The sequence below is a fragment of the Nocardioides sp. BE266 genome (genome assembly GCF_031457855.1).
Taxonomy (GTDB): domain Bacteria; phylum Actinomycetota; class Actinomycetes; order Propionibacteriales; family Nocardioidaceae; genus Nocardioides.
Genome location: NZ_JAURTI010000003.1, coordinates 532,254 through 553,755, shown reverse-complemented (window position 1 = coordinate 553,755; position 21,502 = coordinate 532,254). Strand labels below are relative to the sequence as shown.

At 72.6% G+C, this 21,502-nt stretch carries 18 protein-coding genes; 7 read left to right on the top strand and 11 right to left on the bottom strand.

The window, feature by feature from the left end:
* Positions 1 to 84 precede the first annotated feature (84 nt).
* The 3 genes from J2X46_RS11295 to J2X46_RS11285 are packed head-to-tail and all read right to left on the bottom strand — an operon-like array spanning position 85 to position 3,773.
* Positions 85 to 723, bottom strand: coding sequence for a TetR/AcrR family transcriptional regulator (locus J2X46_RS11295; protein ID WP_310250280.1), 639 nt, complete (start codon positions 721 to 723; stop codon positions 85 to 87).
* Positions 724 to 772: 49 nt separating this feature from the next.
* Entirely contained in the window at positions 773 to 2,248 is a 1,476-nt protein-coding gene (locus J2X46_RS11290; protein WP_310250277.1) for a hypothetical protein, read from the bottom strand.
* A 10-nt stretch (positions 2,249 to 2,258) separates the two neighbouring features.
* Positions 2,259 to 3,773: a BTAD domain-containing putative transcriptional regulator gene (locus tag J2X46_RS11285; RefSeq protein WP_310250275.1), complete on the bottom strand. Its 1,515-nt coding sequence runs from the start codon at positions 3,771 to 3,773 to the stop codon at positions 2,259 to 2,261.
* Between the two features lie 257 nt (positions 3,774 to 4,030).
* Between J2X46_RS11285 and J2X46_RS11280 the strand changes: the two genes are divergently transcribed.
* The 4 genes from J2X46_RS11280 (at position 4,031) to J2X46_RS11265 (ending at position 7,763) form a co-directional block, all read left to right on the top strand.
* The gene (locus J2X46_RS11280; RefSeq protein ID WP_310250272.1) at positions 4,031 to 4,234 is read left to right on the top strand and encodes a hypothetical protein; all 204 of its coding nucleotides are present in this window, start codon (positions 4,031 to 4,033) and stop codon (positions 4,232 to 4,234) included.
* A gap of 112 nt (positions 4,235 to 4,346) precedes the next feature.
* On the top strand, positions 4,347 to 4,532 hold the full coding sequence (locus tag J2X46_RS11275; protein ID WP_310250270.1) for a hypothetical protein: 186 nt from the start codon (positions 4,347 to 4,349) through the stop codon (positions 4,530 to 4,532).
* 76 nt (positions 4,533 to 4,608) lie between these two features.
* Positions 4,609 to 6,918, top strand: a complete 2,310-nt coding sequence (locus J2X46_RS11270) for a MinD/ParA family protein (RefSeq protein ID WP_310250267.1) — start codon at positions 4,609 to 4,611, stop codon at positions 6,916 to 6,918.
* On the top strand, positions 6,915 to 7,763 hold the full coding sequence (locus J2X46_RS11265) for a hypothetical protein (RefSeq protein ID WP_310250264.1): 849 nt from the start codon (positions 6,915 to 6,917) through the stop codon (positions 7,761 to 7,763). The genes J2X46_RS11270 and J2X46_RS11265 overlap by 4 nt, the downstream gene beginning before the upstream one ends.
* Before the next feature lie 16 nt (positions 7,764 to 7,779).
* Here J2X46_RS11265 and J2X46_RS11260 read toward each other — a convergent pair whose 3' ends face one another.
* From J2X46_RS11260 to J2X46_RS11230, 7 genes are all read right to left on the bottom strand, one after another.
* Positions 7,780 to 10,407, bottom strand: a complete 2,628-nt coding sequence (locus J2X46_RS11260) for an FtsX-like permease family protein (RefSeq protein WP_310250262.1) — start codon at positions 10,405 to 10,407, stop codon at positions 7,780 to 7,782.
* The gene (locus J2X46_RS11255; protein WP_310250259.1) at positions 10,404 to 11,126 is read right to left on the bottom strand and encodes an ABC transporter ATP-binding protein; all 723 of its coding nucleotides are present in this window, start codon (positions 11,124 to 11,126) and stop codon (positions 10,404 to 10,406) included. Before J2X46_RS11255 ends, J2X46_RS11260 begins: the two co-directional genes overlap by 4 nt.
* A complete protein-coding gene (locus J2X46_RS11250) occupies positions 11,123 to 11,740 on the bottom strand; it encodes a PadR family transcriptional regulator (protein ID WP_310250256.1) in 618 nt (205 codons plus the stop codon). Before J2X46_RS11250 ends, J2X46_RS11255 begins: the two co-directional genes overlap by 4 nt.
* A 179-nt stretch (positions 11,741 to 11,919) precedes the next feature.
* On the bottom strand, positions 11,920 to 13,458 hold the full coding sequence (locus J2X46_RS11245; protein WP_310250253.1) for a hypothetical protein: 1,539 nt from the start codon (positions 13,456 to 13,458) through the stop codon (positions 11,920 to 11,922).
* Positions 13,442 to 14,140 (bottom strand): ABC transporter ATP-binding protein, encoded by a 699-nt coding sequence (locus tag J2X46_RS11240; RefSeq protein ID WP_310250249.1) that lies wholly within the window; start codon positions 14,138 to 14,140, stop codon positions 13,442 to 13,444. Before J2X46_RS11240 ends, J2X46_RS11245 begins: the two co-directional genes overlap by 17 nt.
* Positions 14,141 to 14,288: 148 nt before the next feature.
* Positions 14,289 to 16,526 carry a 3-hydroxyacyl-CoA dehydrogenase NAD-binding domain-containing protein gene (locus tag J2X46_RS11235; RefSeq protein ID WP_310250247.1) on the bottom strand — a complete coding sequence of 746 codons (2,238 nt, stop codon included), beginning with the start codon at positions 16,524 to 16,526 and terminating at the stop codon, positions 14,289 to 14,291.
* A gap of 192 nt (positions 16,527 to 16,718) precedes the next feature.
* Positions 16,719 to 17,930: an acetyl-CoA C-acetyltransferase gene (locus J2X46_RS11230; RefSeq protein ID WP_310250244.1), complete on the bottom strand. Its 1,212-nt coding sequence runs from the start codon at positions 17,928 to 17,930 to the stop codon at positions 16,719 to 16,721.
* 91 nt (positions 17,931 to 18,021) lie between these two features.
* On the opposite strand from J2X46_RS11230, the gene J2X46_RS11225 reads away from it, so the two are divergent.
* From J2X46_RS11225 to J2X46_RS11215, 3 genes are all read left to right on the top strand, one after another.
* The gene (locus J2X46_RS11225) at positions 18,022 to 18,597 is read left to right on the top strand and encodes a helix-turn-helix domain-containing protein (protein WP_310250241.1); all 576 of its coding nucleotides are present in this window, start codon (positions 18,022 to 18,024) and stop codon (positions 18,595 to 18,597) included.
* A gap of 76 nt (positions 18,598 to 18,673) precedes the next feature.
* The gene (locus J2X46_RS11220) at positions 18,674 to 19,996 is read left to right on the top strand and encodes a cation:proton antiporter (protein ID WP_310250238.1); all 1,323 of its coding nucleotides are present in this window, start codon (positions 18,674 to 18,676) and stop codon (positions 19,994 to 19,996) included.
* A 35-nt stretch (positions 19,997 to 20,031) separates the two neighbouring features.
* Entirely contained in the window at positions 20,032 to 20,928 is an 897-nt protein-coding gene (locus J2X46_RS11215) for an NAD(P)H-binding protein (RefSeq protein WP_310250236.1), read from the top strand.
* Positions 20,929 to 21,045: 117 nt separating this feature from the next.
* Here the strand turns inward: J2X46_RS11215 and J2X46_RS11210 are convergent, their stop codons facing one another.
* On the bottom strand, positions 21,046 to 21,501 hold the full coding sequence (locus tag J2X46_RS11210) for a hypothetical protein (protein ID WP_310250233.1): 456 nt from the start codon (positions 21,499 to 21,501) through the stop codon (positions 21,046 to 21,048).
* Between the last annotated feature and the right edge of the window lies 1 nt (position 21,502).

The window sequence follows — 21,502 nt, the reverse complement described above, 5'->3', positions numbered from 1 at the left end:
GAAGTTCATCGGCGGCTGAGCGTGAACGGCTGCCGGGCGCCCTGAACTTCCACGCGTACGGGTGGAAATCCATCGGGCGGGAGGTCATGCGAGCTCCTTGTCGAGCACGTCGGCCCACTCCTGGAGGATCCGGCGCCGGCGGGCCGAGTCGTCTGAGATCGTCGAGGCCAGGCCCAGCCCGCGGACCAGGTCCAGGGTCGCCTGCACGAGCTCGCGCACGCCCGGCTGCGACTCGTCGGCGCCGAGGGCAGCGACGGTCATCCGGTGCGCCTCGCGCCCGACCCGCTGCTCGAGCGGGGCGACCGCGGCGAGCAGTGCCTCGTCGGTGCGGGCCGCGACCCACAGCTCGAGGGCCGCCGCGAAGACCGGCGAGGCGAAGTGGTCGCCGAGCATCTCGAGCATCCGGCGGAGTCGAGTGCGCCGCCCCGCGGCCGATGCGACGGGTTCAGCACTCAGCTCGGCGAAGGCGGCGGACAGCTCGGCGCCCCGGCGCTCGGTCAGGTGCTCGACGGCCGCCACGACGAGGTCGTTCTTCGTCGGGAAGTGGTGCAGCTGTGCGCCCCTGCTGACGCCTGCCCGCTCGGAGACGAGCGTGGTCGAGGTCCCGGCGAAGCCGCGCTCGACCAGCAGGTCGACCGTCGCCTCCAGCAACCGCGCCCGCATCGCGCGGGTCCGGTCGGCCTGCGGGACGCGCGCCGCGGGGGACTCGACGGGGGACGGCATGCGCCCAGCCTGCCGTCGTACAAACAAACAGTCAAGCCTGACTTTTAGTTCAGGAGACGCTCATCCCGCGGCAGGGTGACGACGTGCCTGCCCACAGGTCGCCGAAGAGGGTCTCGGCCTTCCAGGAGTAGGCGCCCGCGCCGAAGACGAGGAAGGACGCGGACACCGAGCCGTTGCCGAACCTCGCGAGGTCCTTGGAGTCGATGGCACTGCCGCACGAGGCGTCCTGGTAGAGCGTGATCCGGAGCGTGACCTGGGCCGGGAACGGGAGCCCAGCGACCGACGCGGTGGCCGTCACGTTGCTGTTCGCGGACGGGGTGACCGGGGCCCAGTCGACACTCGTGACCGGCCGTGCACGCACCTGCGTGGTCGCCCCGCACGCGCTGATCGGGAGGTTGGTGTCGGTGCCGTCGACGGCGACCCGCCATGCGTAGTAGCCACCAGACGGTGTGACCGAGGGCAGGGCGTACGCCCCGTCCGCGGCCACCGGCGTGCTCACCGTGGCCACCGGGCTGCCGGTGCAGCCCGCCGCTGCCGCGGTGGGGAACGGACCGTAGAGCCCACCGGTCGCGGTACGCGCGGCCCCGTCCCCGCTCACGGTCGCGACGACCCGCGCCGGGGCGCCGGCGACGAGCTGGCTCGGGCTGGCAGCCAGGGAGAGGGTCTGCGCACCGCGCACCGCGGCCGCCGTCGAGACGACCAGCGTGCGGGTCACGCCGCCCTCGGCGGACGAGGCCTGGCCCTTCCGGTCAGGGGACCGGAGCCGCAGCCGGTGCTCGGGGACGTGGGCGACCGTGGCGGTCACGCCCTGCCAGCCGCGGGCGTCCGCGCTGAACCGTGCGACGGCCTGGCCGTCGTCCCCCGTGACCGCCTCGCGCGGGTCCGCACCGGCCATCCTGAGCGTGACCGGGAGCCCCGGCGCGGGCCTTCCGTGACCGTCCAGCACGCTCAGCGTGACCGCGACGGTGCCGCCGACGTCCGTGCCCGCGACGTCGAGCCGGGCGGTGTAGGCGCCGGCACTCTGCCGTGACTGGCGCAGCATGATGCGCGCGAACCGGGCGACGGCGTCACCGTTCCCGGACTGGCGGATGCGCCGGGCACCGAGGCGCTTGTCGATGTGCCAGGCCCCGCCGACGAGCAGGTGGTAGACGCTGGCGTCGACCGCGGCCGACTGCGTGGCCTCGCGGTAGGCGCCGTACTTGGAGAGGATCCAGGCCGCCCGCGCGGTCTCGCGCCGACTGGCCACCTTTCCCTTCAGGTCGCCGACCAGGTGCGGCCGGCGGAAGCCGGCGCGGTTGGGGGTGCGGGTCGGGGTGGTCAGGTAGAGCTCGTGGTGGCCGACGCGGTAGCCGCCGATCCAGCCGCCGGCGGCATGGCCGGTGCCGGCGATGGCGTAGCCCGACCAGCGGTGCGGACGGTCGTCGCCCGCCGCGCCGGCGGCGCTGGTCACGCCGACCAGGCCTGCCAGGACGAGCGCCAGCACGGCCAGGCGGACGATCTGACGGGGACGTGTGTGGTCGGACATGGCGATCTCCTCAGCCCACCGGGGTCGGCGCCACGGTCCCGGGGTCCGTGGGCGTCCCGGTCGGACCGGAGGACGGGGACGGGGACGGGCTCGGCGTGTGGCTGGTGGGGGTCTGCACGGGAGTCGGGGTCGGCGTCGGGGTCGCCGCCTGCGACGGGGTCTGGGCCGCCGTGACCACGGCGGTCGTGGTGGTCACGGGAGGCGGGGGCGGCGTGGTCACGGAGACCTCGCCCCGCACCCCGCTCGCGGACTCCGACGTCGCGGACCACTGGTAGGTGCCGGCGTCGAGACCGTCCACCACCACCTCGCGTCCGTCGGCGGCGCGCACCACCACGTGGCGTACGACGCGCAGGCCGGCGCGGCCGCGCACCACCAGCCGCACCTCCGCGGGCAGCCTCGTCGCGCGTACGTCGAAGGCGGCCGACCCGGCGGCGGAGCGGACCGGGCGGACCTTGACCGTGCGAACCGGTGCGTAGGTGGTGTCCGCGCTCGGCGACGGCGACGTGATCACGGTGGAGGGACCCGGGTCACGGGTGGCTTCCGGCGACCGGTCCGGTCCGGTCAGCGCGACGGCGAGGGAGACGGCGAGGGCCACCCCGGCGGCACCGACGAGCGCGGTGGCGACGCGTCGTACGCCTGCGTGCCTGCGGTCGTCGCCGAGGAACTGCGCGAGGTCCTGCACGGGCGGCGGGGGCGGCGGCTCGGGCCGCGCCGGAGGGCGGATCGCAGCGGGCGCGACCGCGGGTGCGGCCGGTGCGGCGGGTGGAGCGACGCGCTGCCGTGACACGGGCGCAGGGGCCGGAGCCGGCGGCTCGACGGGCGTCTCGACGAGGGCCTGGATGCGGTCGGAGGGCGCGACACCGAGCTCCTCCTCGAGCATGTCGCGGTAGCGCCGGAGCTCGCTGTGGGCGCTGCCGACGTCGCCGCGGCCGATGTGGCCGCGCACCGAGAGCTCACGCGCGGACTCGCGCAGCGGCTCGATCTGGCTGGCGACCGCGGCCGACTCGACGGCCAGCGCGAAGTCACCGCGGTCGAGGGCGTCCTGCGAGATGCGCTCGAGCGACTCGACCCGGACCTGGTCGAGGCGGGTCCGCTCGTCGACCACCCAGTCGTCGAACCAGCCCGGCAGGAGCTCGGGGCCGCGCAGCACGTCGAGCAGCCCGCGGGCACCGTCGTCCATCGGCAGCTCCGTCAGCCCGGCCGCGCGGCGCAGGTCGTCGACGTCGACGCTGATCTCCGGGGCCAGCGCGAGGGTCGACCGGCTGGCGCTCAGCACGCCGGGGCACCGGCGCTGGCACTGCCACACGGCGCGGCGCAGGCTGCCGAGCGCGTGCTCGTCGGTGCTGTCGGGCCACAGGATGCTCGCGACCCGCGACCGGGTGCCCGGCGCGGCGAGCCCGAGCAGCGCGACGAGCCGCTGCTCGCGGTGGCCGAGGGCGACCTCGGCCCCGTCGACGACGAGCTGCCAGCCGCCGATGAGCCGCAGGCGCGCGGACGCGACAGCGACGGCGCTGTGCTCTGGCATGGAACGACACCTCCCCCGAGGCAGGTCAACGAAGACGTGCGAGGTCAGTCGGTCGGGGGTCTGATCTCTTTACCTTCTGCAGCGTCCTCCTCACCCGGATGGGTGAGAAGGGCGAATCGGAACATCCCCAATTTTCGTGTCCGGGTCTAGACCGCGAGGCCCGAGAAGGGCCTGCGTCACGGGGCTGTCACGCAGGAGTCACGGCGGTGCGCGTCCACTCTCCGGCACACAGCGCAAGAGGGGGGAGGTGAATCACCATGCGCAACGTACTCACCATCGCCGAGCTCGAGTCCGAGCACACCGAGCTTCTTCCCGTGCGGGAGACGCTCACCTTCGGCTTCGGCAACAACAACTGGGCCGCCGTCTACGCGAGCAACTCGTCGCTGGCACTCAACGCCGCGTCGATCCTCGCCAGTGCCAACAGCGCCGCTGTCCAGACGATCGTCGTCGGACAGGGCTGATCAACCTGCCGTGGCCCCACCGCGGGGGGCCACGCGCACCGACCGGCCCATCCGGGCCGGCGACATCCAGGGAAGGGGGTGAACCGGAATGTCCCGACGACCTCTTGTCACCGTGGCCGATCTCGACGCCGAAGTGGCAGTGCCGCTCCCCCGTCGCCAGACGATGTGCTACCTCGGCTGCGTGAACGTCCAGAACGTCATTGGCGTCAACCTCGCCATCGCCGTCAACGCCGCCACGATCAACTCGCAGGCCAACGCCCTGGCGATGCAGTACCTCGCCTCGGTGAACATGCCGTGATCCAGATCAGGCGGCGGGTGTGTTGCTCTGGCGCACCCGCCGCCCTCAGCTTCGACCTCCAGAGCACACCAGAGCGATGAACAACACCCAGACTGCTACTCAGCACGCCACCGACACGGACGTCCCATCGGGAGCCACAGGGCCGCGATGGCGACGGGCACTGGGCCTGCAGTTCCTGGGGCCGGTCCAGGGGTCGGGTCTGCGCGACCCGGCCTACCTGGTCCGGCGGATCGACGACCAGGTGGTCCAGCTCTCCGAGCTCCTCCACCTGGTCGTCGTCCATGCCGAACCGCCGCGGTCCTCCGCCGAGGTCGCCGACGCGGTGAGCGCGGCGTACGGCCGGACGCTGACCGTCGAGGGCGTCGAGCACCTGATCACCACCCGTCTCGAGCCGCTCGGCCTGGTCGTGGAGGACGAGGCCGGCGAGCCGCTGCGGCCCGTGAAGGCCCGCCCGCTGCTCGCGCTGACCCTCAAGGCCACCCTGCTGCCGGCACGTCGTACGCGCGTCCTGGCAGCACTGCTCGCACCGCTGTTCTGGCCGCCGGTCGTGCTGGCGGCCCTCGCCGCGCTGGTCGCCTCCGACGTCCTCCTCGTGACGGGTGGCGGGTTCTGGCAGGCGATCAGCGAGGTGTTCGCAACCCCGACGGCAGCCCTGCTGATCTACGGGATGCTGGTGGCGGCGGCCGTGGTCCACGAGCTCGGCCACGCGGCTGCGTGCCGCTACGGCGGAGCCGACCCCGGCGAGATCGGCGTCGGCGTCTACCTCGTCTTCCCGGCCTTCTACACCGACGTCACCGACTCCTACCGGCTCGGCCGCGCCGGCCGGGTCCGCACGGACCTCGGCGGCCTGTACTTCAACGTGCTGACCGTGCTGGGGCTGGTGGCGGGCTACCTCGCGACCGACAGCGGACTGCTGCTGCTGACCGCGCTGGGCCTGCAGCTCCAGATGCTGCAGCAGCTGATCCCGGTCGTGCGGTTCGACGGCTACTTCATCCTCTCCGACCTCGCGGGAGTCCCGGACCTCTTCTCTCGGGTGGGTCCGGTCCTGCGGAGCCTCCGCCCCGGCCACCCGGTCGACCCGCGCGTCAGCGAGCTGCGGCCCCGGGCACGGCGCTTCGTGACCACCTGGGTGGTGCTCGTCGTACCACTGCTGGCCGGGGCGATCGTGTGGTTCGTCTGGGTGCTCCCCCAGTTCGTCGACCACGGCCGCGAGGGGATCCGCCTCCAGCAGCTCGTCTTCGACCTCGCCTGGCAGCAGCGGGACTGGCCGGCGATGGCGCTGGCCGTCTTCTCGATCACGCTGCTGCTCGTGCCACTGGTCGGCGCCAGTGTGGTCCTGTGGCGCCTGGCCACGACCCTGTCCACCCTCGTACGGCGCCACGTCGCCGCGCGGATGCGCACCGAGGAGCGACGCATGGACACCTTCGACGAACCACCCGAGACCGAGCGCGCCGTGCTCTCCGCGGCCGACTTCACCGACGCGATCATGTACGCCCCGCGCGTCCCGCCGCCGCGCCAGGGCTGGCGCCGCGCCGTCTACGAGGGCAGCGGCCACGTCGTGAACCCCGGACCCAGCCCCACCGAGCAACGCCGCCAGGAGCTCGAGCGCCGGCTGCGCACCCCGATCGAGGGGTCGCGCCGAGTGGTCGTGCTCAGCCGCAAGGGCGGCGTCGGCAAGACCACGATCTCGCTGGCTCTGGGCAGCACCTTCGCGATGCTGCGCGGCGACCGGGTGATCGCCGTGGACGCCAACCCCGACGCGGGCAACCTCGCCCACCGGGTCGCGCCGCCGCACGACATGAACATCACGCACGTGCTGCGCGACCTCGACGACATCACCAGCTATGCCGCGCTGCGCGGCTACACCTCGCAGGCCATCGAGTCGCGGCTGGAGGTGCTGGCCTCCGACGACGACCCGCGCATCCAGATGGCGCTGGACCGCGACGACTACCACCGCCTGGTCGGCCTGCTCGACCACTTCTACAACCTGATCCTGCTCGACACGGGCACCGGGATCCTCGACAGCGCCAACCAGGGCCTGCTCAGCGAGGCCGACCAGATCGTGCTCGTCGTGCGCTCCGGCCTCGACGGCGGCCGGGCGGGCGCGCTGACCCTGGACTGGATGGACGAGCACGGTTTCGGCGACCTCGTCTCGAGGGCGGTCGTCGTCGTCAACGCGCAACGCCACGGCTACGCACCACCTGACCTGATGCGGCGTCACTTCGAAAAACGTTGCCAACGCGTGGTCACCGTCCCGTGGGACGGAGCCCTCGAGCAAGGAGCCCTGACCGACATGTCTTCCCTGCACCGCAAGACCCGGGACAGCCTGGTCGACATCGCCGCAGCGGTCGCCGACAACTTCGTCCGGATGGAGGCACGGCCGTGATCCCGCGCGCCGTCGTCCTGCCCGCCGTGGCCACCGCCCTCGTCCTCGTCGCCACCGTCGGCGGCTCCTCGCCGGCGGCCCACGTCGGTGGCGCCAAGCCCAGCGCCGTCGACCTCCTCTCCAGCGCGCACCCGACCGGGCCGCTGCCCACCGTGGTCGACAGGGCGTACGACGTCGACGCATGGGTCCGCTCCTTCGACCTCTCCGCCGACGCCGCGGCGATCACCTCGGCGACGTGCGACGGGTGCGTGGGCGAGAGCACGACGCTCCAGGTGGTGTACGCCAGCCGTGCCCGTCGCGCCCGGCTCGACAACGTCGCCAACGCGTGGGCCCAGGAGTGCGAGGGCTGCACCGGCACCGCCCTCTCGGTGCAGGTCGTGGTGCTGCGCGGCCGGCCGACGACGATGCCCAACAACCGCGCGCTGTCGGTGTCAGCAGCGTGCACGGGATGTCGTACGTCCGCAGCGGCCTTCCAGGTCGTGCTGGTCTCGGACGACGCCGTACCGATGAGCCAGGGCGAGCTGGCCGACCTGCGGGCGTGGTTCGAGGCGCAGGCCGCTGCGATGCGGGGGTCGGTCACCGGGACGCTGCCCGAGCCGCCGGCCCCGACCGAGGAGCCGACACCGACCACGGAGCCGACGCCCACCAGCGACCCGACGCCGACCGAGCCGACGCCGACGTCCAAGCCGGCTCCGACGATCGCGCCGCCGACACCCACGCTGTCGGGCACCAGCACCCGTCGCGCCCGTCGCGACGCCGCCTCTGCCCTCAACGCCCTCGAGCGACTCCTGGAGAACGCGCTCGACGCCGAGGCGGTGTCAGCCGACGTGGACCTGAGCCGCTGACTGCCCCGGGGAGTCGTCAGTCGAGGCGGGCCACCAGCGGCAGCCGCGACCGGGCGGACAGGCCGACGACTGCCGCGGTCAGCAGCGGCAGCGCCAGGACGATGGTCGCGACCAGCAACCACGGGATGGCCAGGAAGGGCCCGTCGTCCCCGAAGTTCGTGAGCGGCCGCGAGATCGCGACGCCGGGGATGAACCCGACGGCTGCGCCGAGGATCGCCCCGACGAAGCCGATCACCAGCGCGTACGCCGCTGCCACCCGTCGGCGGGTGCGCGGCGCGGCGCCGACGGCGGACAGCGTGGCCAGGTCGGGACGTGCGTCCGACAGCGCCAGGAACGTCGCGGTCAGGGTGCCGCCCAGCATCAGGACGCCGCCGAGGGCGGCCAGCACCAGCAGGATGATGACGGCCTCGGGCGGGCGCTGGTAGCCGCGCTCGACGTACAGGGAGGAGCCATCGGCGACTCCGGCGACCGCCTCCTTGATCCGGGTCTCGGTCTTCTGGTCGACATCGCCGGTGAGGCTGGCGCTCACGGTCACGACCTCGAGGCCGAGCCCCTCGGCAAGGGCGGCCGACACGATGGTGCTGGAGGGCGCGGGACCGCGCGTGTCCTCGTCCCACGACAGGGCCTGGACCTCCACCGGTTGCTTCGAGCTGTCGAGGGCCTCGGCGTCGCCCTCGCGCCAGGTGTCCTGCCGCAGCGTGGCCTCGAATCGCGCATCCGACGACGGGGTCAGCATCACGACGATCCCTTCGGACAGGGCAGCATCGACCTCGGCGGCGACCTCGCCCTCGATCCCGAGCTCGGCGGCGTCGTCGGCGACGGCGATGGAGGGGCCGTAGGTGACGAGGCCGTAGACCTGCGCCCCGAGGTCGTCCGGGGGCTCGAGGTAGGTCGACGTCGAGCCGTTGGGGTCGTAGGCGTCGTCGACCCCGCGTACCAGGGCGACGTCGAGGTCGGGCGCAGCGCCGTGGACGGCGTCGACGATGCGGTCCCACACCGCGGCGCGGTCGGGTGCCTGTTCGCCGACCAGGACGTCCGGCGCCCACCTCAGCGTTGCGGAGCCCATCGGCGCCTGCGGGCTGTAGGTCTCCTCGTTCTGCTTCTGGTCGCTCGCGTTGGCGATGCCGAGGGCGACCACGCCGGCGACCGTGGCGGCGACGGCGGCCACCGCCGGCACGGTGCGGGTGCGGTGCCGCGCGGCGTCGCGGGCGGCGTACCGCGCAGCGAGGGGCCAGCGGCCCGTTGACCTGGCGACCGTGGCGACCACGACGGGCACCACCAGGATCATGCCGAGCACCGACACGATGGCCGCGCCGGCGATCCAGAAGGCGCCGTTGCCGTTGTCGGAGGTGAAGGCGCCGTAGGTGGAGGCGGCGATCCCGGCGCCGAGCAGCACGAGCCCGAGCACCGGGGTCGAGGGGCGGGGTCGCCGGTCGCCGCGTCGGCCGGCCAGGACGGCCACCACGTCCTGGCGGCTGGCGAGCCACGCGGGCACGACCGAAGCCAGCAGCGCCGACACGAGGCCGAACGCGGTGATGGCCGCGAGGTAGAGCCACGGCAGCTCGAACGGACCGAACCACTCGCCGTTGAACCGCTGCACCAGCGGCAGCAGCGCCCATCCGGTGACGATGCCGAGGACGAGCCCGACCGTCGAGGCGACCGCGCCGAGGACCAGTCCGCTGGACAGGATGATGCGTCGCGACTGGCGCGGCGTGCCTCCCGACGCGGCGATCAGCGCGAGGGTGCGGGCGTGCTTGCGCGCGCCCACCGCGAACGCCGGGCCGGCGAGGAGCACGACCTCGATGAGGGCCATCACCACGATGAGCACGACGACGGCGAGCATCTCGTTGCTCCCGGTGTCGTAGCCCATCTGCTCGGCCATCGCCACGACGTCGGGCGGGTCGGCCAGCACGGCGCGCGAGGTGACCACGCCACCGAGCGCGTTGAACTTCTGCACCGTCGCCCACGACACGGGGCCGGAGTCGACGAGCCACTCGCGGACGTTGGTGCCCTCGCCGGCCAGGTCGTCGGGCGACCCGATCACGACCGCGGAGTCGCGGTAGGTCGCGTCGCGCCCCACGCCGACGATGGTGAGCCTGGTGCCGTTGGCGTCGAGGTCGTCGCCCACGGCGAAGCCCTTGTCGATCATCGGCTGGTTGACGACGACCTCGCCGGGCTGCTCGGGCAGGTGCCCGGTCTGGAGGTCGAAGAGCCCGGTCGTGAGCGGGTCGGACAGGTCGACCCCCGTGGTGGAGAAGTCGATGACCCGGTCGCCGAGGCGGGCGCGCGACCAGCCCGAGTGGATCGGCAGGAGGCGCGCGTCGGCGCCGAGGACGGTCCGGAGGTCCTGCTCGGTGACCGGGTGGTCGTAGTCGAAGTCGCCCAGCTGGCTCCACAACCCCCCGGCCGGGTCGGGTGCCTGCGCGACGTGCCCGCTGCCCTCGGTGCGGATGCGCGCATCGGCGGCGCCCATCACCCGCTCGACACCTTCGGTGCCGTTCACCTGGGAGGTCTTGATGATCACCGCGGCAGCACTGACCGCCAGCACCGGCAGGCTGATCATCACCAGCACGAGGGCGCTGCGGCCCTTGTGGCGCAGTGCGTCACGCCAGGCGATCAGCAGCGCCGGGCGCCAACCGCTCATCGACCGGCCTCCTCGACGAGCAGCTCCTCAGGCTCGTCGGCACCGGTCTCGTCGACGATGACGCCGTCGCGCAGGAACACGACGCGGTCGGCCCAGGCGGCGTGGCGGGCCTCGTGGGTGACCATCACGCCGGCCGCGCCCGCGTCGCAGCGGGCCCGCAGCAGCCTGAGGATCTCCTCGCCGGTGTCGGTGTCGAGGGCGCCGGTCGGCTCGTCGGCCAGGATCAGCCGCCGCTCGCCGACGATGGCGCGGGCGATCGCGACGCGCTGCTGCTGGCCGCCCGACATCTCGTCGGGGAACCGGTCGGCGAGGTCGGCGATGCCGACCTCCTCCAGCGCGGTCAACGCCAGCCGCCGGGCGATCCTGCCCTTCTCCCCGTCGAGCTCGCGCGGCAGCGCGACGTTCTCGGCTGCGGTCAGGGCGGGGATCAGGTTGAAGTCCTGGAAGACGTAGCCCACCGACGTACGGCGCATCCGCGCCCGGCCGGCGTTGTCGAGGCTTGCCAGGTCGGTGCCCTCGATCCAGACCGAGCCGGCCGTCGGGGCGTCGAGGCCGCCGGCGAGGGTGAGCAGGGTCGACTTGCCGGAGCCCGAGGGTCCCATCACCGCGACGAGCTCGCCGGGGCGGGCGCGGAAGGTGACGGCGCGCAGGGCGTGCACCTCGGTGGCTCCTTCGCCGTGGACCCGGGAGACGGCGGCGAGGTGGAGGACGGCGTTCATCGGGCGACCTCCTCGGTCGTCGTGGCGGCAGGGGCGTCTCGTCGTACGGCATCGAGGTCGCGCGCCGCACGGCGCAGGCGGGCCTCGCAGTGGTCGAGCCACCGCACCTCGGCCTCGGCGTCGAAGACGAGCGAGTCGAGGACCAGGCTCCAGGCGAGGTCCTCGGGTGCCTCGGGCGCGGCGGCGCGGCCGGTGCGCTTGAGGCGGGTGTAGTCCTGGAGCGCGGCGATGGTCGCGCTGCGCTGGCGCTGGATGATCATGCCCACGTCGACGCCCGGGAGGGTCACCGCGATGGCGAGCTTGATGGCCAGCTCGTCGCGCGGGGGTTGGGTGCGAGGCACCGGAGTGGCGAACCACTCCGACACCTCGCCCCGTCCGGCCTCGGTGGCGCGATAGCTGACGTGCCGCTCACTTCCCGACTGGTGGTCGTCGGCTCCCCCGAGCTCGACGACCTCGACCAGTCCGTCACGCTCGAGTCGCGTGAGGGTGGTGTAGACCTGCCCGATGTTGAGCGGCCACGTCTCGCCGGTGCGCTGCTCGAACTCCGCCCGCAGCTGGTAGCCGTACATCGGCCCCTGCTCCAGGATCGCCAGCATCGCCTGTCGGATCGACATCCGCGCCTCCGTGGTCCGTCCGTCGCCCCCCGTGAGCGATGGATACCGGGTATGTATACCACGTATGCATGCCCTGGGCTGCCTTCGTGACCCCCGGTCAGCCGGGGATTCCTGAACTTGTCGGCCCGTGCAACGCCTGACAAGTTCAGCGATCCCCGGTCAGCCGGGGATCGCTGACGTCAGACGGCGGCGACGGTGAGCACGACCCGGGCGCGCTCGGTGGGCTCGAGCCAGCGGCGGCGGGCGCGGAGGAGGCGGCGGGTCGACCAGGCGAGGAAGGGTACGGCGAGCGCGAGGGGCAGCCAGGCCCACGGGAGCGCGGCCACGGCGGTGAACAGCATCGCGGTCAGGGTGGTCACCAGCGAGAGGCGGCCGGCGTACCCGGCCATCGCGCCGTGCGGCGCCGGCGTCGCGCGGGGGGAGGACAGGTCGACGGAGTAGGGCGAGCGGACCGACCACGTCATCACGATGGCGAGCACCTGCACCAGCACGACGAGCCAGCACGCGGCGACCGACAGCCCCGTGATCAGCGGAGGCAAGCCGTTGCGCAACAGCGCCAACAGGACGGTGACCCCGGAGACCATCGCCATGCACTCGGCGACCACCAGCGCCCGTACGTCGAACACGTCCCGCGCGGAGACCGGAAGGGTCTCGCGCCAGACCATCCCCTTGCCGTCGAGGCACCAGGCGTTGACGCCGAAGAGGAGAGCCGCGCCGCTGGCGGTGAGACCGGGGAGGAGCATCACCGAGCTCCACTGGAGGCCGGCGACCAGGGCGACGAGGCCCGGGCCGAAGCCGAGGACGAGCAGGCCGCGCCGCATGCCGACCGAGCGCCACACCGATCCGCGGTCGAGGCGGCGGAGCAGCGCCCGCTCGGGCGAGGCCCACCGCGGCTCGGGTGCCGGGCGAGCCTCGTGCACGCCGGACTGCACGCGCAGCTCCTCGCGCGGCGGCAGGCCGAGGGCCCAGGCGGCGGGGCGGGCGCCGACGACCACCGCGAGCACGGTGAGGGCCAGCAGCACGAGCACCGCCAGCGGCCAGCGTGACGTGGGAGCGGTCTCGGCGAGCCAGGTCGTGGGGAGCGCGCGGACGGCCGGGGCGAGCCCGCCGGCCAGGTGCAGGCCGGCCAGCCCAAGCACGACGAGCCCGCTGACGACCCGGACCGCTACGACCCCGTGGGCGGTCCGGCGGACACCCTCGACGGTCCAGCCGATCGCCTGACCGGCGGCGGTCGCGGCGGCCACCCAGGCCAGCACGACCAGCTGCGAGCCGAGCAGGTGCGCGGGCTCGGCGACCAGCGCGCTGACGGCGAGGAGGCCCCACAGCTGCACCAGCCACGCGAGGTTGACCGGTGCCAGCAGGAGCGACCCGAGGTGCTCGGTGGTGGGACTGATCGGGTGGATCGCCGCCTCGCTCCGCGACAGCAGCTCGCGTCCGCCGCCGTTGCTCATGGCCGAGCTGACGGAGAGGAGGAGGAAGCCGACGAAGGTGGCGCCCAGGTTCGCCTGCAGGGCGACGACCGCCTTCTGCACGGTCACGCTGCGGACCGATTCGAGGTCGAGGAACGCCGGCGTGATCGCGAAGCCGGCCGTGAAGAGCAGGACGACGGCCACGCCGACGAGGGCGGCAGCGGGGCGTCGTACGGTCCGGGCGCGGAAGCCGACGAGGTGCTTGGTGTCGCGGGCGGCGTCGAGCCAGGTGTCAGTCGAGGAGGTCACGATAGGTCTCGCCGGTGAGCTCGGCGGCCTGCATCGCGGCCACGCGGTTGCCGCCGCGCAGCACCACCGCCGTGCCGCAGGCCTCGAACGCGAGGTCGCGCAGGTGGGTCGAGAGCAGCACGCACGCGCCACGCGCGCGGGCGTCGGCGACGACCTCGAGCGTGGCCTCGACACCGAGCGGGTCGACGCCGTCGAAGGGCTCGTCGAGCAGCAGCACGGCCGGCTCGTGCAGCGCAGCCAGTACGACGCTGAGGCGGCGGCTCATGCCGTGGCTGAACCCACCGACCACGCGGTGCGCGACGTCACCGAGCTCGAAGCGCTCGAGCAGGTCACGACCGCGCTCCTCCCAGTCGCCCATCCGACGCAGCCGGGCGGTGAGCTGGAGGTGCTCCCACGGCGTCGCGCGCGGGACCAGGCCGCCGACGTCGGGGCAGTAGCCCACGACCCGCTTCACGCCGAGGGCGTCGGTCGCGGCGTCGTGACCGACGACGGTCACGTCGCCCGCGGTCGGCGGGACGACGCCCGCGAGCACCTTCATGGTCGTCGACTTGCCCGCGCCGTTGCGCCCGAGCAGCGCGGTCGCCTGGCCGCTCGCCGCCGTCAGGTCGACGCCCGAGACGGCCTCGACGTCGCCGAAGCGCACGTGGAGGTCGCGGACGACGACGGCGGGGGTCTGGTTCACCCGACGAGTGTGCCTTCGATCGGGCCTCTGCGGAGGCGCTTTGCCCGGACCGTGACCGCTGTAACGCCGGGTTGATGCTTGTAGGCACCCCCTCCGGAGATGGGTAGAACAAGCACTAACCCGGCGTTACAGCGGCATCTGCCCAACCTCAGGCGGGGAAGGACTCGCCCTTCGCCGCGAGGTCGCGGAGGTAGGGCGTCGGGCGGAAGCGCTCGCCGTAGGCGTCGGCGAGCTCGTCGGCGCGCGCCAGGAAGGCGTCGAGGCCGATCGGGCCGGTGCCGTGGCCGGTCTCGTCGAGGGCCTGCCAGCCGGTCATGAACTGGGCCGCGCCACCGGTCAGCGGCGGGAAGCCGATGCCCATGATCGAGCCGATGTTCGCTGCGGCGGCCGACGTCAGCACGCCCTCCTCGAAGCACTTCGCGGTCTCGAGCGCCTCGATGAACAGCATCCGGTCACGGACGTCACGGATCGGCAGCTGCTGCTCCGCGACGGGGAACGTCTCGCCGAGCCCGGACCACAGCGTCGTACGGCGTCCGGACTCGTCGTAGTCGTAGAAGCCGGCACCCTTGAGCCGCGACGGGCGGCCGAGGCCGATCATCGTGGAGATGACGTCGCCCGCCCGGTAGTCGCCGAGGTCGACGCCGTCGCGCGCGGCAGCGTCCTCGGTCGCCTTGCGGATCTTGGCCATCAGCTCCATGTTGAGCTCGTCGCTGATCTGCAGCGGCCCGACCGGGAAGCCGGCCGACGTCGCGGCCCGCTCCAGGGAGACCGGGTGCACGCCCTCGGCGAGCATCGTCAGGCCCTCGTTGATCTGGGTGCCGATGACGCGCGAGGTGTAGAAGCCGCGCGAGTCGTTGACCACGATCGGCGTCTTGCGGATCTGCTGCACGACGTCGTACGCCTTGGCGAGCGCGAGGTCCGACGTCTCGGCGCCGCGGATGATCTCGACCAGCGGCATCTTGTCGACGGGGCTGAAGAAGTGCAGGCCGATGAAGTCCTTCGGACGGTCGACGCCCTCGGCGAGCTCGGTGATCGGCAGGGTCGAGGTGTTGGAGCACAGCAGCGCGTCGTCGTTGATGAAGGGCGCGATCTCGGCGAAGACCTTCGCCTTGAGCGACGGGTCCTCGAAGACGGCCTCGATCACGAGGTCGCAGCCCGCGAGGTCGGCGGCGTCGCCGGTCGGGGTGATCCGGCCGAGCAGCTCGGCGGCCTTCTCCTCCGTCAGCTTGCCGCGCTCGACGCCCTTGGCGTTGAGCTTCTCGGTGTACGCCTTGCCGCGCTCGGCCGCCTCGAGCGAGACGTCCTTGAGCACGACCTGCATGCCGGCGCGGGCGCACGAGTAGGCGATGCCGGCGCCCATCATCCCGGCGCCGAGGACGGCGACCTTGGTGGCCTGCCAGCGCTCGATGCCCTGCGGGCGCAGCGAGCCGGAGTTGATCGCCTGGAGGTCGAAGAAGAAGGCCTGGATCATGTTCTTGGCCTGCTGGTTGACGACCAGGTTGGTGAAGTAGCGGCTCTCGATGCGCGACGCGGTGTCGAAGTCGACCTGCGCGCCCTCGACCGCGGCGCTCATGATCGCGCGCGGCGCGGGGTAGACCGCGCCCTTGGTCTGCTTGCGCAGCAGCGCCGGGAACGCCGGCAGGAACTGCGCGAGGGCCGGGGTCTTCGGGGTGCCACCGGGCATCTTGTAGCCCGCACGGTCCCACGGGTTCTTCGCCGCGTCCTCGTCGTCCTGGTGCGCCAGGATCCACGCCTTCGCCGCCGGCACGAGCTCGTCGCGGGTCGGCACGACCTCGTCGATGAGCCCCTTGGCCAACGCGCCCTGCGGGTCGAACTGGGTGCCTGGCATCAGCACGTCCATCAGCGCGGACTGGAGCCCCAGCATCCGGACGACGCGCGTCACCCCGCCGCCGCCGGGCAGCAGGCCGAGCGTGGACTCGGGCAGCCCGATCTTGACCGAGCGGTCATCGACGGCGATGCGGTGGTTCGTGGCCAGCGCGATCTCCAGGCCACCACCGAGGGCGGCGCCGTTGATCGCCGCGACGACCGGGCGCGGGAAGGTCTCGAGCTTGCGCAGGCTGGCCTTGATCGCCTCGCCCATCCGGAAGATCTCGCTCGCGTCGTCGGGCGTGGCGGTGACCATGCTCTTGAGGTTGCCGCCGGCGAAGAAGGTCTTCTTGGCGCTGGCGACCACGACGCCGGTGACGCCGTCCTGCTCGTCGTACAGCCGATGCACGGCGGTCTCCATCGACGAGAGGTAGAGCTCGTTCATCGTGTTGGCGCTCGCCGTCGGGTCGTCGAGCGTGAGGGTGACGATGCCGTCGGCGTCCCGGTCGTAGCGGACGGCGCTGTGCTGGTCGGCGTGGGGGGTTGCGGTGTCAGTCATGTGGAGTTCCTTCACTCGGTGGTCGAGTAGGGCCGAGGAACGAGGTCCGTATCGAGACCTGCTCGGTTGGGGCTGCTTGTCATCGGATCGGGTCTCGATACAGCGCCGTCGCGGCTTCGTTCCTCAGCCGCGGGCGCCACTCGACCACCGATGGATTGCGACGGGAGTCAATGCTCGTGGAGCGCTCCGCGCTCACACGAGCTCGACGACCGTTGCAATCCCCATCCCACCGCCGACGCAGAGCGTGGCGAGGCCGCGCTTCTGGTCGCGGCGGGCGAGCTCGTCGACGAGGGTGCCGAGGATCATCGCGCCCGTGGCGCCGAGGGGGTGGCCCATGGCGATGGCGCCGCCGTTGACGTTGGTGACGTCGTGGCTGATGCCCATGTCGCGCATGAAGCGCATCGCGACAGCGGCGAAGGCCTCGTTGATCTCCCACAGGTCGATGTCGTCGACCTCGAGGCCGGCACGGGCGAGCGCCTTGCGGGCCGCCGGGGCCGGGCCGGTGAGCATGATCGTGGGGTCGGCGCCCGAGACGGCGGTCGAGATGATCCGGGCACGCGGCGTCAGGCCGAGCGACGCGCCGACCTCCTCGGTGCCGATCGCCATCACGGCCGCGCCGTCGACGATGCCCGACGAGTTGCCGGCGTGGTGGACGTGGTCGATCGCGGGGATCCAGTGGTACTTCTCGAGCGCCACGTCGTCGAAGCCGGCGTCGCGGCCGATCTGGGCGAACGACGGCTTGAGCCCGGCGAGGCCCTCGACGGAGGTGTCGGGGCGGACGGTCTCGTCGCGGTCGAGCACCGTCACACCGCTGATGTCGCGCACCGGGATCACGGCGTCGTCGAAGTAGCCGTTGGCCCACGCCTTCGCGGCGCGGTGGTGGGACTCGGCGGCATAGGCGTCGACGTCCTCGCGGTTCCAGCCCTCGATCGTGGCGATCAGGTCGGCACCGATGCCCTGCGGCACGAAGCCGGTCTCCAGCGCGGTCGCCGGGTCCATCGCCCAGGCGCCGCCGTCGCTGCCCATCGGCACGCGGCTCATCGACTCGACGCCGCCGGCGACGATGAGGTCCTCGAAGCCCGAGCGCACGCGCTGCGCGGCCTGGTTGACGGCCTCGAGCCCGGAGGCGCAGAAGCGGTTGAGCTGCACGCCGGCGACGGTCTCGGGGTAGCCGGCCTTGAGGGCGGCGGTCTTGGCGATGTCGCCGCCCTGGTCGCCGATGGGGGTCACGACACCGAGCACGACGTCGTCGACGCGGGCCGGGTCGAGCGTGGGGTTGCGGGTCTTGAGCTCGTCGAGGAGTCCGACGACCAGGTCGACCGGCTTCACCTCGTGCAGCGAACCGACGGCCTTGCCGCGGCCGCGAGGTGTGCGGATGTGGTCGTAGACGAATGCTTCTGCCATGCAGGCGATTGTGACACCATTACTGTCACAGTCCAACAGGTGTGTGGCGCGTCACGTCGGGCCCGCGGACCGACGACGAGAGGATGGGTCGGTGGAGACCGAGCTGCTGACGCTGGACGAGCTGACCGAGCGCACGGGGGTGAGCGCGCGCAACGTGCGCTTCTACGCCTCGCGCGGCCTGGTCCCCTCGCCGATCCGTCGCGGCCGCTCGGGCTACTACGGCCCCGACCACATCGCCCGCCTCGAGCTGGTGCGCGAGCTGCAGGGCCACGGCTTCACGCTCGCCGCGATCGAGAAGTACGTCGACCAGATCCCCGAGAGCGCCACGCCGAGCGACATCGCCCGCCACCTCTCGCTGCTCGCGCCAGTCACCGGAGACCGCGACGTCGACGTGCCCGGCGGCCTGTCCGGCATGGGCATCTCGCCGGAGGCGGCCGCGGCCGTCGCCGAGGTGTACGCCGACCACGGCCGCCAGGTCGCCGAGGAGCTCTCGGAGATCGTCCGCACCATGGTGTGGCCGCAGTTCCGCGAGCACGGCTACACCGCCGAGCAGCTGCGCGAGTTCATCCACCGGCTCAAGCCGCTCACCATCGCCGGGCTCGTCACGGCCTACGAGCAGGCCATCGACCAGAGCCAGGCGTCGTACGACGGCAGGCGGGCGCGCTGACCGCCCATCGGGGTGTTCGCCCGCGCTGCGGGAGTTGCAAGGCTGGGACGGTGACCGACACCGACCCGCGGACGTGATGACCGGAGCAGCGGTCTACCTCCTGCTGGGCCTGTCGTTGCTGCTCGCGACGGTCCTGCCCCAGGTCACGCGTCGCATCGCCCTCTCCCCGCCGATGGTGCTGGTCGGGCTGGGGATGCTGTTCGGGCTGCTGCCGCTCGCCGACTCGGCCAGCCTCGAGCCGCAGGACCACCGCGAGCTCATCACGCACGTCACCGAGTTCACGGTGCTGGTCTCGCTGATGGGTGTCGGCCTCGCCATCGACCGCGAGCTCGACCTCCGGTCGTGGCGTTCGTGGTGCACGTGGTCGCCGGTGTGGCGGCTGCTGCTGGTGACGATGCCGCTGACGATCCTCGGCACAGCACTCCTCGGATGGTGGGTGGCCGGGCTGGCGCCGGCAGTCGCACTCCTCCTCGGCGCGGTCCTCGCGCCGACCGACCCAGTCCTCGCCTCCGATGTCCAGGTGGGCGAGCCGCTGACCGAGGACATCGACGACCCCGAGGACGAGGAGCGCCCGGAGGAGGACGACGACATCCGGTTCTCCCTCACCGCCGAGGCAGGCCTCAACGATGGGCTCGCCTTCCCGTTCGTGCACCTCGCCCTGCTCCTGCTCGCCGGCGGCTTCGCGTTCGCGGACGGCATCGCGTGGGTGGGCTGGTACGTCCTCGGCAAGATCGCGCTCGGCGTCGTGGTCGGCCTGGTCGTCGGCTGGTTGCTGGGACGGCAGGCGTTCCGCGCCCGCAGCGACACCTTGCGGCTGGCCGATCGCGGCGAGCCCCTCCTGGCACTCGCCGCGCTGTTGGCGTCGTACGGCGCCGCGGAGCTGGTCGGCGGCTACGGCTTCCTCGCGGTCTTCGTGTGCGCGATGCGGCTGCGCGCGTCCGAGCGCGGGCACGCCTACCAGCGCGCGATGCACGGCGTGGTCGAGCGGCTCGAGCGGCTGATGACCCTGCTGGTGCTGCTCGTCCTCGGCATGGCGATGACGCAGGGCCTGCTGGAGCACCTCGACCGGCGCGGCGTCGCGGTCGCCCTCGCACTGGTGCTGGTCGTCCGCCCGGTGACCGCGTGGCTCGCCCTGTCATTGTGGGCGCGCGACGAGCACAAGGACGGCGGGCTCGACCGCGGCGAGGCCGTGGCGGTCGCCTTCTTCGGCGTGCGCGGCGTCGGCTCGCTGTTCTACCTGGCGTACGCCGCCTCCCACGAGCACCTGCCCGACGAGCCGTGGCTGTGGTCGACGGTTGCCTTCACCGTGATCGTCTCCGTGCTGCTGCACGGGGTGACGGCGACGCCGGCGATGGCCCGCATCGACGAGCGGCGCGGCCGGGCAGGCACGAAGGGATGAGGCACCCGCGGGGCGCGGGCTGACAGCATGGGGCCATGTCGACAGTTCTCGTGACCGGTGCGACCGGCTTCATCGGCCGTCGCCTCGTCCCCGCCCTGCTCGACGCCGGGCACGACGTGCGCGCGATGACCCGCCACCCCGAGACGTACGCCGGCCCGGGTGAGGCGGTCGGCGCCGACGTGATGGACGCCGACTCCCTCGGCTCGGCGCTCGAGGGCGCCGACGTGGCGATCTACCTCGTGCACTCCCTCGACGACCCCGACTTCGAGCGCAAGGACGCCGAGGCAGCACGCAACTTCAGCGCCGCGGCCGCCGGTGCCGGCCTCAAGCAGATCGTCTACATGGGCGGCCTCGGCGACGACGAGCAGGACCTCTCGGCCCACCTCCGCTCGCGCCGCGAGGTCGAGCAGCTGCTCGGCGAGGACGGCGTACCGGTCACCGTGCTGCGCGCGGCGATCGTCGTCGGGCACGGCGGCATCTCCTGGGAGATCACCCGCCAGCTCGTGAAGAACCTGCCGGCGATGGTCGTCCCGCGCTGGGTCGCGACCCGCACCCAGCCGATCGCGATCGACGACGTCGTGCGCTACCTCGCCGGTGTCGTCGACCACCCCGACGCGATCGGGAAGGTGTTCGAGATCGGCGGACCCGACCAGCTGACCTACAAGCAGATGCTGCTGGTGGCCAACGAGGAGAGCGACGGCCGCCAGATCCCGATCGTCGTCCTGCCGCTCCTCACCCCCCGGCTGTCGTCGTACTGGCTGGCGCTCGTCACGGACGTCGACGTGACGACGGGTCGCAACCTCATCGACTCGATGTCCACCGAGGTCGTCGTGCGCGACACCTCGATCCGCGACGTGGTGCCGGGCGAGCCGCTGAGCTACCGCGAGTCCGTACGGCGGGCGCTCGCCGAGAGGGCAGCCGGCGGGCGGTGACCGACCGCGCCGCCGCATCGGGACTCGAGTGCGATCGGCAAGCCGCACGCGACGTCACATAACGCGGTGATCCTGACGCGGTAGCTACGTCACGAGCACCACGCAAGGCGGATGCGACTACGTCCCGTACGCCTGTCGTGCCGCGCGGCGCTTCGGTGGCTCTTGGTTCACGACTGACAGATCTGCATCTGCCGCGATGGTCTCGTGCTCGCCCACGTCAGCACCTCGACGACACCGCGCTCCTTCTTCCCGCTCACTGGACGGTGACCAACGGTCGACGACAGCGAGAGTCAGGTCGGCGCCGCCCTCGAAGCTGCCCAGCAGCGCAGGTCCGTCGGGCGCGCGGCCGAGGCGGCGCAGCACCGTGAGCGTCAGGTCGCCGGCGGCCACGGTGGTCCGGTCGTCGCCGTCGGTGACCGTCACCGGGGTGGCGGGGTCGTGAGCCGGTACGTCGGGCGCGCCCGCGCCACGGGCCGTGACGACGGCGTCGCGGACCACCTCGGTGCCGTCGGCCCTACGCACGTGGAGCTCGTCCTTGCGCGGGGTGATCGTGGCCTCGTGGAGGATCGCCATG

Bases quoted from the DNA above. Each gene is read 5' to 3' on its own strand.
- J2X46_RS11255 (WP_310250259.1), bottom strand. From the start codon at position 11,126: ATGAACGCCGTCCTCCACCTCGCCGCCGTCTCCCGGGTCCACGGCGAA.
- J2X46_RS11260 (WP_310250262.1), bottom strand. From the start codon at position 10,407: ATGAGCGGTTGGCGCCCGGCGCTGCTGATCGCCTGGCGTGACGCACTG.
- J2X46_RS11270 (WP_310250267.1), top strand. From the start codon at position 4,609: ATGAACAACACCCAGACTGCTACTCAGCACGCCACCGACACGGACGTC.
- J2X46_RS11210 (WP_310250233.1), bottom strand. From the start codon at position 21,501: ATGGCGATCCTCCACGAGGCCACGATCACCCCGCGCAAGGACGAGCTC.
- J2X46_RS11235 (WP_310250247.1), bottom strand. From the start codon at position 16,526: ATGACTGACACCGCAACCCCCCACGCCGACCAGCACAGCGCCGTCCGC.
- J2X46_RS11215 (WP_310250236.1), top strand. From the start codon at position 20,032: ATGTCGACAGTTCTCGTGACCGGTGCGACCGGCTTCATCGGCCGTCGC.
- J2X46_RS11220 (WP_310250238.1), top strand. From the start codon at position 18,674: ATGACCGGAGCAGCGGTCTACCTCCTGCTGGGCCTGTCGTTGCTGCTC.
- J2X46_RS11280 (WP_310250272.1), top strand. From the start codon at position 4,031: ATGCGCAACGTACTCACCATCGCCGAGCTCGAGTCCGAGCACACCGAG.
- J2X46_RS11250 (WP_310250256.1), bottom strand. From the start codon at position 11,740: ATGTCGATCCGACAGGCGATGCTGGCGATCCTGGAGCAGGGGCCGATG.
- J2X46_RS11290 (WP_310250277.1), bottom strand. From the start codon at position 2,248: ATGTCCGACCACACACGTCCCCGTCAGATCGTCCGCCTGGCCGTGCTG.
- J2X46_RS11285 (WP_310250275.1), bottom strand. From the start codon at position 3,773: ATGCCAGAGCACAGCGCCGTCGCTGTCGCGTCCGCGCGCCTGCGGCTC.
- J2X46_RS11230 (WP_310250244.1), bottom strand. From the start codon at position 17,930: ATGGCAGAAGCATTCGTCTACGACCACATCCGCACACCTCGCGGCCGC.
- J2X46_RS11295 (WP_310250280.1), bottom strand. From the start codon at position 723: ATGCCGTCCCCCGTCGAGTCCCCCGCGGCGCGCGTCCCGCAGGCCGAC.